A 13,105-nucleotide genomic window follows, 5' to 3' on the forward strand; every position below is an offset into this window, starting at 1 on the left:
TGGCCTTGTGGGAGCGGGCTTGCCCCGCGATGGCGTCACTACGGTCGCTGCAGGGTCTTCTGCTTGAGGATCCAGGCACTGACCAGTACCGCGCTAGTCAGCATGAACACCCGTGCCCAGAACAACGGCACCAGGTAGCAGGACAGACCGATGCTGGCCCACATCAGGCTGATCGCATAGACCTTGCCCCGCAGCGGAATCCCCTCGCCGCTGAGGTAGTCGCGGATCCACGGCCCGAGTTTCGGATGATTCACCAACCAGTGGTGAAAGCGCGGCGAGCTGCGGGCGAAGCAGGCCGCCGCCAGCAGCAGGAACGGGGTGGTGGGCAGCACCGGCAGGAAGATCCCCGCCACCCCGAGCGCGACACTGAGCCAGCCGACGGCCAGCAGCAGGTAGCGCACCACGTTGATCAGTGGCGGCGTGGTTTGAGTACGGCAGGTTTTTCGTCCGGTGCGTGTTGCAGCAGGAACAGCGCGCTCAGCGCTTCGGGGATCTGTACGATCATGTCGTCCTGCAAGTTGGCATCGCTGGCGATGTCGGCGAACTCCGGCTGCTCGTCGAACAGGCCCGAGCCGACCATGATCGGCAGGAGCATTTCGCTGACTTCATCCTCGGAATTGTCGAACCAGGCCTCTTCACGCAGGAACACGCCCTCCATGAAGCCGATGCACCAGCCGCGCAGGTCGGAGTCGTCCGGCTCGTCGGTGAGGTCGAGGTCGCACGGCAGGTCGAATTCCTCTTCGCTGGCCAACTGGCGAGCGATATGGCCTTTGAGGGCTACCAGCGTCGCTTCGATTTCGGTGCGCTGTGCCTCGCTGGCGTAGTGGGGCTCCTCGGCGAACAGCGCGTCGATCCACTCACGGTCTGGAACTTGCTCCGAGCAGATCGACAGCGCGGTCAGGTAGCCGTGTGCGGCGACGTAGTCCAGCGCTTCTTCGTGCAGCTCATCGGCGTCGAGGAAGGCTTGCAGGCGGGTCAGTTGCTCGGCGAAGGACATTACAGGGCTACCTTGGGGAATAAACGATAGTGAATTCTAGCACCTTGCGGCGGCTGCGGGGCAAAGGGAACGTCTGTCTGCGAGGCATGCGGCACAGCGTGGCAGTCGGGTATACTCCGCAGTTTTTCGTGCTCCGGTGGCGTTTTCCTGCCATCTGGCAAAAACCGCTTACGCATTCGATGTGTGCGCGGCGGATTTATCGTCCAGCCTGAGTCCAGGATGGTACGGCGATTTTGGAGTGGCAAATGCTCGAACAGGCTCAGCGCGTCCTCAAGGATGTCTTCGGTTACGACAGTTTCCGCGGGCGCCAGGCAGCGATCATCGAATGTGTGGCAGGCGGCGGCGATGCCCTGGTGCTGATGCCCACCGGTGGCGGCAAGTCGTTGTGCTTCCAGGTGCCTGGCCTGCTGCGCCCGGGCCTGACTGTGGTGGTGTCGCCGCTGATCGCGCTGATGGACGACCAGGTCGCCACCCTCGACGAACTGGGCGTGGCCGCCGCGGCGCTGAACTCCACCCTCAGCGCCGAGCAGCAGCGCGACCTGGCCGGGCGCTTGCGCCGTGGCGAGGTGAAGATGCTCTACCTGGCCCCCGAGCGCCTGGTCCAGCCACGCATGCTGGACTTCCTGCGTGGCCTGGACATCGCCCTGTTCGCCATCGACGAGGCCCACTGCGTGTCGCAATGGGGTCACGACTTCCGTCCCGAATACCTGCAACTGGGCCAGCTCGCCGAGCTGTTCCCGCATGTGCCGCGCATCGCCCTGACCGCCACCGCCGACATGCGCACCCGCGAGGAGATCGTCCAGCGCCTGCACCTGCAGGGCGCCGAGCGTTTCCTGTCGAGCTTCGACCGGCCGAACATCTTCTACCGCATCGTGCCCAAGGAGTCGCCGCGCAAGCAGCTGATGGCGTTCCTCGGCGAGCGCCGCGGCAACGCCGGTATCGTTTATTGCCTGTCGCGCAAGAAGGTCGATGAGACCGCTGCCTTCCTGTGCGACCAGGGTTTCCCGGCGCTGCCGTACCACGCGGGCCTGGCCGCCGAGACCCGCGCCGCCAACCAGCACCGCTTCCTCAACGAGGAAGGGCTGATCATGGTCGCGACCATCGCCTTCGGCATGGGCATCGACAAGCCCAACGTGCGCTTCGTCGCCCACCTCGACCTGCCCAAGTCGCTTGAGGCCTATTACCAGGAAACCGGCCGTGCCGGCCGTGACGGCCTGCCCTCGGACGCCTGGATGGCCTACGGCCTGCAGGACATGGTGATGCTCAAGCAGATGCTGCAGAACTCCGAGGGCGACGAGCGCCACAAACGCATCGAGCAGCACAAGCTCGACGCCATGCTGGCGCTGTGCGAGGAGACGCGCTGCCGTCGCCAGTCGTTGCTGGCCTACTTCGACGAAGTGCTCGAGCAGCCGTGCGGGCATTGTGACAACTGTGTCGACAATGTGCAGACCTGGGATGCCACCGAGCCTGCGCGTCAAGCCCTGTCGACGGTGTTCCGCACCGGTCAGCGCTATGGCGTCGGCCATCTGGTCGACGTGCTGCTGGGCAAGGACACCGAGAAGGTGCGCAATTTTGGCCACGAGAAGCTGTCGGTATTCGGCGTCGGCAAGGCGCTGGCCGAAGCCGAGTGGCGCTCGCTGTTCCGCCAGTTGGTGGCGCGCGGCCTGGTGGACATCGACCTCGAGGGCTACGGTGGCCTGCGGCTGTCCGACAGCTGCCGACCCTTGCTGCGCGGCGAGGTGAACCTGCAACTGCGCCGCGACCTCAAGCCGCAGACCGTGGCCAAGTCTTCCTCCAGCGGTGGCGGCAGCCCGGCCAGCCAGCTGGTGCGGGCCGAGGAACGCGAGCTGTGGGAAGCGCTGCGCACCCTGCGGCGCAAGCTGGCCGAGGAGCACAGCGTGCCGCCCTACGTCATCTTCCCCGACTCTACCCTGCTGGAGATGCTGCGCAGCATGCCCACCAGCCTCAGCGACATGGCCCAGGTCAGCGGTGTCGGCGCGCGCAAGCTGGAGCGCTACGGCCAGGCCTTCCTCGAAGTGCTCAACGGCGCCGGTGGCACCGAGGAGGCGCCGAAGGTGGTGCTCGACCTGCGCCACGAACTGGTCAGCCTGGCCCGCGCCGGCATGACCCCGGCGCAGATCGCCGGGCAGCTGAACTGCACCGAGAAGAACGTCTACAGCCTGCTGGCCGAGGCCATCGGCCGCCAGGAACTGAGCCTGGAGCAGGCGCTGGACCTGCCGGAAGAACTGATGATGGAAGTGCAGGACGCTTTCCTCGACGGCGAGGGCGAGTTGCCGCCGGTGTCCGGCGTGGCGCCGTTGTTCGGCCAGCGGGTGCCGGAAGGCGTCCTGCACTGCGTACGGGCGGCGCTGGCGGTGGAGTTCGGCCTGTGATTGCCGGCATTTGCGCCAATTGCTGACCTTTGTCATACCCTTACATGATTATCAGCCATTTCCGAGGCGCCGAACCTTGCCTGATTGGCCGGGCCATGATTAGCTGGCTAATAATTAGTTCTATTCATTGAGTTGCTTATGCCCCTGACCGACAACCAACACCGCTTCGGCATGCAGCTGGCCCAGATGTCCCGGGGCTGGCGTGCCGAACTGGACCGCCGCCTGGCCGGGCTCAACCTGTCGCAAGCCCGTTGGCTGGTGCTGTTGCACCTGGCCAGGTTCGACGAGGCGCCGACCCAGCGTGAGCTGGCCCAGAGCGTGGGCGTCGAGGGCCCGACCCTGGCGCGCCTGCTCGACAGCCTCGAGAGCCAGGGACTGGTGCGCCGCCAGGCGGTGATGGAAGACCGCCGGGCCAAGAAGATCCTGCTGTGCCCGCCGGCCAAGCCGCTGATCGACCAGATCGAGACCATCGCCAACGCCCTGCGCCTCGAGCTGTTCACCGGTATAGACGAGGCCGACATGGAAGTGTGCATGCGCGTGCATGCGAAGATTCTCGATAATCTCGAGAAGTCCTGAACCCTGGGGCCGCGCTGCGGCCCATCGCGGGCAAGCCCGCTCCCACAGAGATAGCGCTTTTCTTCAGGTTTGCGCTGTACCTGTGGGAGCGGGCTTGCCCGCGAAAGGGCTGCAAAGCAGCCCCGGCTATCAGAAGGTATGCCCCAGGTTCAGGTACACCGCCTTCTCATGGGCATCGTTGGCCCCATAGCTCAGGTTCAACGGCCCCAGCGGCGTTTCCAGCCCCAGGAAGATGCTCGCCGCATTGATGTAGCCACTGTCGAACTCATTGTCGTTGTTCCACGCCCGTCCACGCTCCAGCGAGCCGCCCAGGTACAGCGGGAAATCCAGCGGCAGGTAGGCCCGTGGCGTCAGGCGGCGGTAGTAGACCATGCGCAGCAGGCTCATGTTCTGCCCCGAGATCGAATCCTGGCGGAAGCCCGAGAGTTGGCGGGCGCCGCCGAACACGAAGCTCGACGTGACCACCTCGGCGTCATCCAGCGTACGTCCATACCTGCCACCCAGCACCAGGGTGTTCGGCCCGCTGCTGATGGCCTTGTCCAGGTTGAACAGCCACTGCCGGTAGTCCTGGTCCGAGTCCAGTGACTTGTCGTACTTGCGCACGGTCAGGCCGATGTCCTCGCCACTGTGGGGGAAGTAGACGTTGTCGAAGGTGTCGAACGAGTACTTGAGTTCGTAGAAGCCCTCGTTGAAGCTGACCTTGGGCAGGTCCTGGTCGCCGATGCGCACCTCGGCGTTGCCCCAGGCCTTGCCCACGCCCAGGCGTACTTCGCCATAGGTGCCGATCTGCCGGCCGACATTGAGCCCGAAGCCGTAGCGCTCCAGGCGATACTCGGCCACCGGGTCGTTGTCCAGGGTCGCCTCGACGTTCTGCGAGCCCAGGGCCAGGTAGGGGGCGATGAAGTAGCGCGAGCCCACGTCCAATGGCTGGTAGAACTCGCTGTACAGCTCCTGCTCGTCGCCGATCTGCGCGCGGGTCAGCCATTCGCCGCCGAGCCGGTTGATGCCGTTGACCCGATAGCTGGCGCCGAGGTTGAAAGCGCTGTCGCCACGCAGGTCGTCCGACAGGTTCAGGCCCAGGCGCAGGTAGTCGGTGCCGCCACGCCGGCCACGGGCGTTGATCACCAGGGTATGCTCGTCGCCCTTGTGCGCCACGCGGTACTGCACCTGGTCGAAGTAGTCCAGGCCGTAGAGGGTGCCCATGTCGGTCTGCAGGCGGCCGAGATCCAGTGGCTCGCCGATGGGCTGGCGAATGTAGTAGCGGATCACGTCGTCGCTGACCTTGGAGTCGTTCTCCACCCGGATGGCGGTGATGATCGGCGTGCGCTGTTTCGGTGAGCGGGCCACCGCCAGGTTGCTGTCGCCCTCGGTCTGGCGCAGCGCCGCCAGGCGCGGGTCGAGGGCGCGGGTGGCGCGGTAGCCGGCGTCGATCATGTCCTGGGCGCGGCCGAAATCGGTGACGCCGAAGGCCGACAGCGGCGGCTGCACCAGGATGTCCTCGCGGCGCAGGGTGGCCAGTTGCTCCTCGGAGTTGCGCCGGGTCATCAGGGTGATCGACTGGTTGAGCACGTCCACCACCGTGGCCAGTTGCTTGCGGTTGCGCAGCGGGGTGCCGATGTCGACGACGATGGCCAGGTCCACGCCCATCTCGCGCACCACGTCCACCGGGATATTGTCGGTCATGCCGCCGTCCACCAGCAGCCGGCCATCCAGCTCTACCGGGGCGAATACCGCGGGGATCGACATGCTGGCGCGGATCACCTGGGGCAGGTGGCCGCGGCGGAAGATCACCTTCTCGCCGCTGGTGATGTCGGTGGCCACGGCGCGGAACGGAATCGGCAGCTTGTCGAAGTCGCGGATGTCGGCGGTGTGGGCCAGCTTGCTTTCCAGCAGCAGGGACAGGTTCTGGCCCTGGATTACCCCCAGCGGCAGGCCCAGGCTGCCGTCGTCGCGAAAGCTCAGCTTCTGCTTGACCAGGAAGTCGCGGTCGTCCTGCTTGCGCCGGAACGGCACATCCTTGCGCGGCGGCGCATCGGACAGCGCCTGCTGCCAGTCCAGCGTGGTGGCCAGTTTTTCCAGTTCGGCGATGCTGTAGCCTGAGGCGTACAACCCGCCGACCACCGCGCCCATGCTGGTGCCGGCGATGGCGTCGATGCGCACGCCCTGTTCCTCCAGGGCCTTGAGCACGCCGATATGGGCCAGGCCGCGGGCGGCACCGCCCGACAACACCAGGCCGATCTTTGGTCGTGTCGCTTCGGCGGCCAGCACAGTGAAGGAGGTGAGCATCAGCAGGAGGCAGTACAGCAGGCGGCGCATCGTGAGTCTCAAACCAGAGGATAAAGACCGCTAGTATAAGCGGCCCTTCCTACGGAGTTTCCCTACATGGCAGACAGCAAGCCACAAATCGTCATCACCTATTGCACCCAGTGCCAGTGGCTGTTGCGCGCCGCCTGGCTGGCCCAGGAGCTGCTCAGCACCTTTGCCGACGAGCTCGGCCAGGTGGCGCTGGAGCCCGGCACCGGCGGTGTGTTCCGCATCACCTGCGATGGCGTGCAGATCTGGGAACGCAAGGCCGACGGCGGCTTCCCCGAGGCCAAGGTGCTCAAGCAGCGGGTGCGTGATCAGATCGACCCGCAGCGCGACCTGGGCCACAACGATCGCTGATCAGGCGCTTTCGGGCTGTGGCTGGCGGGCGGGTTGCTCGGCGGCCAGGCGGCTGGACAGCACGATGGCGAAGATGATCAAGGCGCCGCCGGCGAGCATGCGCAGGGTCGGCTGTTCGGCGAACACCACCCAGGCCACGGCGATGCCGTAGACCGGCTCCATGCCGAACACCACCGCGGCGGTGCGTGCCTTGATCACCGCCAGGCTGGCGACGAACAGGCTATGGGCGACGCCGGTGCAGAAGACCCCGAGCAGGGCGATCCACAGCCAGTCCAGCGGCGCCACCGCGGCCAGGCCGGGCGCGGCGAACGGCAGCAGGCACAGGCTCACCACCAGGTTCTGCCACAGCGCCGCCTGCACGGCGGGCAGGCGCCCGGAGCCGGCGCGGTTGGTCAGCGACAGCAGCGAGAACAGCAGGCCCGAGAGCAGCGCCCAGAGCAGCCCGGCGGTGGCCTCGCTGGCCAGGTCGAAGGCCGGGGTTACCAGCACCAGGCCGATGCTCACCAGCAGCACCAGCAGCGCTTCATTGCGGCGGATGCGTTCGCGGAACAGCAGGCCTTCGAGGATCACGGTGAAGGCCGGGAAACTGGCGAAACCGAGGGTGGCGATGGCCACGCCGCCGACCTTGACCGCGATGAAGAAGCTCACCCAGTGCCCGGCCAGCAGTGCACCGCCCAGCAGCAGGCGGCGCATGTCCTGGCTGCGCAGCGGTTGCCAGGCCTGGCGCGCCAGGCTGGCGAACAGGGCCAGGGCCAGCACCGCGAACAGGGCGCGGCCGAAGACGATGATCGAGGGGCTGGCGCTGGCGGCCAGTTTGCCGAAGACGCCGGTCAGGCCAAAGAACAGCGCGCCGATATGCAGGGCGCCGAGGGCGGTGCGGTGGTTCATGGTGGTCCTTTGAGTGCGATGAGGTCGATACAGGCAGCAGTGTATGTTCGATCCTCAGGCAGATCTGTCGTCCACCTCGCGCCCGTTGTCGCCAGACTCGCGCCGCAACGCCAGCGGCGTGCAGCCGAACGCCCGCATCACCGCCGCGCTGAAGGCGCTCTGCGAGCCATACCCCACCCGCGCCGCGACCTCACCCACCGGCAACAGCGTCTCACGCAACAGTCGCAGCGCCATCGACAACCGCCGCTGGCGGATATAGTCCATCGGCGTCATACCGCACTCGTTGGCAAACCGCGCGTGCAGTCGTGCGCTGGAAAGCCCGGCCAGGCGCGCCAGGTCGGCGACCTGCAACGGATAGGCGGCGTGCTGCTCGATATGCCGGTCGAAGGCGGCATAGGGCAGGCGCCTGCTGGCGAGTACCGGGGCACCGGCCTGCGGGTTGAGGCTGGCCAGCAACAGCACCGCGCCCTGGCGGGCAATCAATGGGTCGTCCACCGGGCTTGCCGCCAGCCAGTCGACCAACTGCTGCTGGCGGCTATTCAGGCCCAGGGGGCCGGGGCGGTCGAGCAGGCGGCGGCTGTTGTCGGCGTGCTCGCCCAGGTGGTCGCCGAGCCAGTGCCCACCCGGCACGTCCAGCACCAGGCAGTGGCTGCCCTCGGGGCTACCGCAGGTATGGTGGGCTCCGGCAGGCACCACCATCAGGTCCTGGCGGCCGACCCGGCCGCCGCGGCCATTCACCTCGAAATCCAGGCGCCCGCCCAGGCCGAACACCAGTTGCGAGTGGTCGTGGCTGTGGGCGATCAGGTCGTGGCGATAATGGCGCAGCGAAAGCAGGGGGGCGGCGGTCATGGTGAGTCCTCACGAAGCAGGTGAAGAGTGTACACCTCCGGGCGGGCGCAGGATGGTCATGTGCCTGCCACCAATCTGTCACCTGTGCCTGCCAGTCTCCAGCAAACAGCGCCGGAGCCTGCCCATGACCCACGCCGAACCTCTCCGCCCGTCACGCAAGCAGCGGGTCCGTACCCTGTGGATTTCCGATGTGCACCTGGGCACCCGGGATTGCCAGGCCGAACACCTCGCGCACTTTCTCAAGGGCTACCAGGCCGAGCGGATCTACCTGGTCGGCGATATCATCGACGGCTGGAAACTGCGCGGCGGCATCTACTGGCCCCAGGCCCACACCAACGTCATCCGTCGCCTGCTGACCCTGAGCAAGCGCGGCACCGAGGTGATCTACGTCACCGGCAACCATGACGAGTTCCTGCGCCGCTACTCGAAACTGATCCTGGGCAACATCCAGCTGGTGGATGAAGCCGAGCACCTTACCGTCGACGGCCGGCGGCTGCTGGTGATCCATGGCGACCAGTTCGACGTGATCACCCGCTACCACCGCTGGCTGGCGTTTCTCGGCGACCGGGCCTACGAGTTCACCCTGGTGCTCAACCGTTGGCTCAACCACTGGCGCGCCCGTTATGGCTATGGCTACTGGTCGCTGTCGGCGTACCTCAAGCACAAGGTCAAGGGCGCGGTGAACTTCATCAGCGACTTCGAGGACGCCATCGCCCACGAGTGCACCCGGCGTGGCTTCCAGGGCGTGGTGTGCGGGCATATCCACCATGCCGAGATTCGCCAGGTGGGCGAGGTGGAGTACCTCAACTGCGGCGACTGGGTGGAGTCGTGCACGGCGCTGATCGAGCACTGGGACGGGCGGATCGAGCTGTACCGGTTCGCCGAGGCGCAGGCGCGCGAAGCCGCGTCGCGGCTGGCGGAGCTGGGTGAACCGGCCTAGGTCTGCCTCAGGCCGCTCCTACACGTGACGATTAGCTGGAATCAGGCGGAAGCCTTCAAGGCCGCCTTGTAGATCGACTGCCTGGGCTGGGCGAACAGCCGCTCCATCATCGGCTCGAAGAACGACAGCGGCAGGCTCGGGTACTCGGGGTCGAACGCCGCCGCGTCGTAGCGCGCGCAGAACTCGATGGTCCGCTGGTACTGCGGGTGATCGCTGAATTGCTCGCGCAGGTGTCGGTCCATGCCCAGGTGGTGGAAGAAGTAGTAGCCCTGGAAGATCCCGTGCTTCTCGATCATCCACAGGTTCTCGGCGCTGACGAAGGGCTTGAGGATCGCCGCGGCGATATCCGGGTGGTTGTAGCTGCCGAGGGTGTCGCCGATGTCATGCAGCAGGGCGCAGACCACATATTCCTCGTCGCGGCCGTCACGGTAGGCGCGGGTGGCGGTCTGCAGCGAATGGCTCAGGCGATCGATGGGAAAGCCGCCGAAGTCGCCATCGAGCAGGCGCAAGTGGGCGACGATGCGCTGGGGCAACTGCCGGGCATAGGCGCGAAAGTCGTCGGCGATGATCGCCCAGTCCTGGGCGGTGCCGTCGCGCATGTGGCTGAAGTTCGCTTGCTTGTTCATCGCCGCGGGCCACTCGTGTCGGGGACATGCCTGGCAGTGTTGGCCAGGACGCGGTCTTTGGCAGTGGCCGGCCGGGACGCGAACCTGGCCTTGCGGGCCGATTCAGAGGCTGAGGCGGCCCAGCAGGATGTCGCGGAACATGGCGAAGTCGCCGACCAGGCTGTACCAGGGATGGGTGAAGGTGGCCGGTCGGTTCTTCTCGAAGAAGAAATGCCCGGCCCAGGCGAAGCCATAGCCGGCCAGCGGCACGGCCAGCAGCAACAGCCACTGGCCGCTGCCGATGCTGTAGGCGAGCAGGGCGATCACCAGGCTGGTGCCGACGAAGTGCAGGCGGCGGCAGGTGGCGTTGCTGTGCTCGCCCAGGTAGTAGGGATAGAACTCGGCAAAACTGCGGAACTGCGCTGTGCGGGTCATGGCGGGCTTCCGGATCTGCGGGTCGTGCTAACAGGATACACGGCGTGGAGCCTGAATCGAGTCTAGAGTCACTGGGGGCAGTGGCCAGTGACAATAGGCGCCAATTGAGTATCCTTTCGGTTCACCGCAGGAGCGGTCAGCACAAGAGCCTGTCATGAGTGAGAGAACCACGTCAGCCAGCTGGGCATCAGGGATCGTCAAGGCACTCGAGCTGGAAGGGCTCGATTGTCCGGCCATGTTCAAGCAGCTCGGGCTCGACTTTTCCGCCCTCGACGACCCCGATGCGCGATTCACCCAGGATTCGATGACCCGGCTGTGGCAGCTGGCGGTCGAGTTGTCGGGCAACGAGGCCATCGGCCTGAACATGGCCCGGGTGGTGCGTCCGGCCTCGTTCCATGTGGTGGGCTATGCGCTGATGTCCAGCCGCACCCTGGCCGAGGGTTTCGAACGCCTGGTGCGCTACCAGCGGATCATCGCCGAGAGTTCGGACCTGAGCTTTCGCCGCGAGCCCGACGGTTACGCCCTGGTGCTGACCGTGCATGGCGACCACCTGCCGCCGACCCGGCACAGCGCCGAGGCGTCCCTGGCCTGCGCCCTGGCCCTGTGCACCTGGCTCAGCGGGCGGCCGATCCAGCCTCGGCGGGTGCTGATCCAGGGCGGCCAGCCGAAGAATGTCGAGCCGTACAAGGTGGCCTTCCATGCGCCGCTGGTATTTGGCGCGCCCCATGACGCGCTGGTGCTCGAGCGTGCCGACATGGAGGCGCCGCTGCCGACTGCCAACGAAGCGATGGCGGTGCTGCATGATCGCTTTGCCGGGGAATACCTGGCGCGCTTCTCGGAAAGCCGCGTGACCCACCGGGTACGCCAGGTGCTGTGCCGCATCCTGCCCCAGGGCGAGCCCAAGCGCGAGACCGTGGCCCAGGCCCTGCACCTGTCGCAGCGCACCTTGCAAAGACGCCTGCAGGACGAGGGCACCAGCTTCCAGACCCTGCTCGACGACACCCGCCGCGAACTGGCCGAGCAGTACCTGGCCCAGCCCGGCACCACCTTGCTGGAAACCGCCTACCTGCTGGGTTTCGCCGATCCGAGCAACTTCTACCGGGCGTTCCGCCGCTGGTTCGACACCACCCCGAGCGAGTACCGCACGCGGTTGTCGGTCAGTGACGCCAGAACGCCGGCATGCACAACACCAGCACCGTGATGATCTCCAGGCGGCCCAGCAGCATGCCGCCGGAGAGGATCCACTTGGCCGCGTCCGGCAGGCTGGCGTAGTTGCCGGCCGGGCCGATCACCTCGCCCAGCCCGGGGCCTACGCCCGACACCGTGCCGGCGGCGCCGGTCAGCGCGGTCATCCAGTCCACGCCCAGCAGCGACAGCAGCAGGGCGATGATGCAGATGGTGATGGCGAAGAAGAACGAGAAGGTCAGGATCGAGCGTACGATCTCTTCGTCGAGGCGATGGCCGTTGTACTTCTGCTTGATCACCGCACGCGGGTGGATCAGCTGGTTGAGGTTGGCCTTGAGCAGGATGTAGGCGACCTGGAAGCGGAAGATCTTGATGCCGCCGGCGGTGGAGCCTGAGCAACCACCGACGAAGCCCAGGTAGAAGAACAGCATCAGCGAGAAGTTGCCCCACATGCTGTAGTCGCCCAGGGCGAAGCCGGTGGTGGTGACCACCGAGGTAACGTTCAGCGCCACGTGGCGCAGGGCGTCGAGCCAGTGCAGGTCGGTGGTGGCCCAGTACCAGGTGCCGAGCACCAGCCAGGTAGCCAGCAGCATGGCCAGCAGGCCCTGAACCTGCTGGTCCTTGATCAACGCCTTGCGGTGGCCGCGCAAGGTGGCCACGTACAGGGTGAACGGCAGGCTGCCGAGAATCATCACCACCACCGCGACCCAGTGCACCGCGGGGATGTCCCACTTGGCCAGGGACTGGTCGGAGGTGGAGAACCCGCCGGTGGAGATCGCCGACATGGCGTGGTTGATCGCATCGAACGGGCTCATCCCCGCCCACCAGAACGCCAGGCTGCCGAGCACGGTGATGCCGACGTACACCGCGACGATCGACTTGGCGACCATGTGCGAGCGCGGCATGACCTTTTCCGAACGGTCCGAGGACTCGGTCTGGAACAGGCGCATGCCACCGATGCGCAGCAACGGCAGGATCGCCACCGCCATGCCGATGAAGCCGATGCCGCCCAGCCAGTGCAGCATCGAACGCCACATCAGGATGCCCGGCGACATGTTGTCCAGGCCGCTGAGCACGGTGGCGCCGGTGGCGGTGATGCCGGACATGCTTTCGAAGAAGGCGTCGGTGTAGCTGATGTGCTGCGTCAGCAGGAACGGCAGGGCGGCGAACACGCAGACCACCAGCCAGCTGCTGACGGTCAGCAGGTACATGTCGCGGGGACGCAGGTGCACGTGCTCAGGGCGGCCGGGGATGACCAGGCCGAGTCCGGCGAGGAAGGTGATCAGGCTTGACCAGAGGAACGACGGCATGTCGCCGGTGCGCTCGAAGACCACCAGGGTCGCCATGGGCACCACCATGCTCACTGCCAGGGTGATCAGGAAGATGCCGATGATGAAACCAATGATCCTTAAGGTCGGCAACGCCATGTGATCTGCTCTGACTCGCTACGGAAAGGGCGCCATTCTACCTGTGGGGGAGGTGATGTAAACGGACGATTGAGCGTGTCGTGGAAGCGCTGCTGGTCCTGCGACAGGGCAACCCCGCTCCCACGAGGGCGGCGCTATGGTGCAGA

13 protein-coding genes are annotated in these 13,105 nt (G+C 66.2%); 5 read left to right on the forward strand and 8 right to left on the reverse strand.

Annotated elements, in window-relative coordinates; genetic code table 11:
• Nucleotides 1-38: 38 nt before the first annotated feature.
• Both HU751_RS24690 and HU751_RS24695 read right to left on the reverse strand, forming a co-directional pair.
• Nucleotides 39-401: a YbaN family protein gene (locus HU751_RS24690; RefSeq protein WP_186732976.1), complete on the reverse strand. Its 363-nt coding sequence runs from the start codon at nt 399-401 to the stop codon at nt 39-41.
• An 8-nt stretch (nt 402-409) separates the two neighbouring features.
• On the reverse strand, nt 410-997 hold the full coding sequence (locus HU751_RS24695) for a YecA/YgfB family protein (RefSeq protein WP_186732974.1): 588 nt from the start codon (nt 995-997) through the stop codon (nt 410-412).
• Nucleotides 998-1,242: 245 nt separating this feature from the next.
• On the opposite strand from HU751_RS24695, the gene recQ reads away from it, so the two are divergent.
• Nucleotides 1,243-3,390 carry a DNA helicase RecQ gene (gene recQ, locus HU751_RS24700; protein WP_186732972.1) on the forward strand — a complete coding sequence of 716 codons (2,148 nt, stop codon included), beginning with the start codon at nt 1,243-1,245 and terminating at the stop codon, nt 3,388-3,390.
• Nucleotides 3,391-3,528: 138 nt separating this feature from the next.
• Nucleotides 3,529-3,966, forward strand: a complete 438-nt coding sequence (locus tag HU751_RS24705; protein ID WP_028691103.1) for a MarR family transcriptional regulator — start codon at nt 3,529-3,531, stop codon at nt 3,964-3,966.
• A 129-nt stretch (nt 3,967-4,095) separates the two neighbouring features.
• Here the strand turns inward: HU751_RS24705 and HU751_RS24710 are convergent, their stop codons facing one another.
• On the reverse strand, nt 4,096-6,282 hold the full coding sequence (locus HU751_RS24710) for a patatin-like phospholipase family protein (protein WP_186732971.1): 2,187 nt from the start codon (nt 6,280-6,282) through the stop codon (nt 4,096-4,098).
• A 66-nt stretch (nt 6,283-6,348) separates the two neighbouring features.
• Here HU751_RS24710 and HU751_RS24715 point away from each other — a divergent pair, with 66 nt between their 5' ends.
• On the forward strand, nt 6,349-6,630 hold the full coding sequence (locus tag HU751_RS24715) for an Rdx family protein (RefSeq protein ID WP_186732969.1): 282 nt from the start codon (nt 6,349-6,351) through the stop codon (nt 6,628-6,630).
• Here HU751_RS24715 and HU751_RS24720 read toward each other — a convergent pair whose 3' ends face one another.
• Both HU751_RS24720 and HU751_RS24725 read right to left on the reverse strand, forming a co-directional pair.
• Nucleotides 6,631-7,518 carry a DMT family transporter gene (locus tag HU751_RS24720; protein WP_186732967.1) on the reverse strand — a complete coding sequence of 296 codons (888 nt, stop codon included), beginning with the start codon at nt 7,516-7,518 and terminating at the stop codon, nt 6,631-6,633. It lies immediately after the preceding gene.
• A gap of 54 nt (nt 7,519-7,572) precedes the next feature.
• The gene (locus tag HU751_RS24725) at nt 7,573-8,367 is read right to left on the reverse strand and encodes a helix-turn-helix transcriptional regulator (RefSeq protein ID WP_186732966.1); all 795 of its coding nucleotides are present in this window, start codon (nt 8,365-8,367) and stop codon (nt 7,573-7,575) included.
• Between the two features lie 124 nt (nt 8,368-8,491).
• Here HU751_RS24725 and HU751_RS24730 point away from each other — a divergent pair, with 124 nt between their 5' ends.
• Entirely contained in the window at nt 8,492-9,307 is an 816-nt protein-coding gene (locus tag HU751_RS24730) for a UDP-2,3-diacylglucosamine diphosphatase (RefSeq protein ID WP_186732965.1), read from the forward strand.
• Between the two features lie 41 nt (nt 9,308-9,348).
• Here HU751_RS24730 and HU751_RS24735 read toward each other — a convergent pair whose 3' ends face one another.
• The gene (locus HU751_RS24735; RefSeq protein WP_186714522.1) at nt 9,349-9,933 is read right to left on the reverse strand and encodes an HD domain-containing protein; all 585 of its coding nucleotides are present in this window, start codon (nt 9,931-9,933) and stop codon (nt 9,349-9,351) included.
• Between the two features lie 102 nt (nt 9,934-10,035).
• On the reverse strand, nt 10,036-10,347 hold the full coding sequence (locus HU751_RS24740) for an Mpo1-like protein (protein WP_186714521.1): 312 nt from the start codon (nt 10,345-10,347) through the stop codon (nt 10,036-10,038).
• A 154-nt stretch (nt 10,348-10,501) separates the two neighbouring features.
• Here HU751_RS24740 and HU751_RS24745 point away from each other — a divergent pair, with 154 nt between their 5' ends.
• Entirely contained in the window at nt 10,502-11,548 is a 1,047-nt protein-coding gene (locus HU751_RS24745) for an AraC family transcriptional regulator (protein WP_050706761.1), read from the forward strand.
• Here HU751_RS24745 and HU751_RS24750 read toward each other — a convergent pair.
• Entirely contained in the window at nt 11,505-12,959 is a 1,455-nt protein-coding gene (locus HU751_RS24750; RefSeq protein WP_050706760.1) for a TrkH family potassium uptake protein, read from the reverse strand. The two genes, HU751_RS24745 and HU751_RS24750, sit on opposite strands and share 44 nt — an antisense overlap.
• Between the last annotated feature and the right edge of the window lie 146 nt (nt 12,960-13,105).

This window comes from Pseudomonas peradeniyensis, assembly GCF_014268935.2.
In the GTDB taxonomy this organism is placed as follows: Bacteria; Pseudomonadota; Gammaproteobacteria; order Pseudomonadales; family Pseudomonadaceae; genus Aquipseudomonas; species Aquipseudomonas peradeniyensis.

Coding starts and splice junctions, on each gene's coding strand:
- recQ (WP_186732972.1), top strand. CDS start 1,243: ATGCTCGAACAGGCTCAGCGCGTCCTCAAGGATGTCTTCGGTTACGAC.
- HU751_RS24710 (WP_186732971.1), bottom strand. CDS start 6,282: ATGCGCCGCCTGCTGTACTGCCTCCTGCTGATGCTCACCTCCTTCACT.
- HU751_RS24750 (WP_050706760.1), bottom strand. CDS start 12,959: ATGGCGTTGCCGACCTTAAGGATCATTGGTTTCATCATCGGCATCTTC.
- HU751_RS24720 (WP_186732967.1), bottom strand. CDS start 7,518: ATGAACCACCGCACCGCCCTCGGCGCCCTGCATATCGGCGCGCTGTTC.
- HU751_RS24725 (WP_186732966.1), bottom strand. CDS start 8,367: ATGACCGCCGCCCCCCTGCTTTCGCTGCGCCATTATCGCCACGACCTG.
- HU751_RS24705 (WP_028691103.1), top strand. CDS start 3,529: ATGCCCCTGACCGACAACCAACACCGCTTCGGCATGCAGCTGGCCCAG.
- HU751_RS24695 (WP_186732974.1), bottom strand. CDS start 997: ATGTCCTTCGCCGAGCAACTGACCCGCCTGCAAGCCTTCCTCGACGCC.
- HU751_RS24735 (WP_186714522.1), bottom strand. CDS start 9,933: ATGAACAAGCAAGCGAACTTCAGCCACATGCGCGACGGCACCGCCCAG.
- HU751_RS24715 (WP_186732969.1), top strand. CDS start 6,349: ATGGCAGACAGCAAGCCACAAATCGTCATCACCTATTGCACCCAGTGC.
- HU751_RS24740 (WP_186714521.1), bottom strand. CDS start 10,347: ATGACCCGCACAGCGCAGTTCCGCAGTTTTGCCGAGTTCTATCCCTAC.
- HU751_RS24745 (WP_050706761.1), top strand. CDS start 10,502: ATGAGTGAGAGAACCACGTCAGCCAGCTGGGCATCAGGGATCGTCAAG.
- HU751_RS24730 (WP_186732965.1), top strand. CDS start 8,492: ATGACCCACGCCGAACCTCTCCGCCCGTCACGCAAGCAGCGGGTCCGT.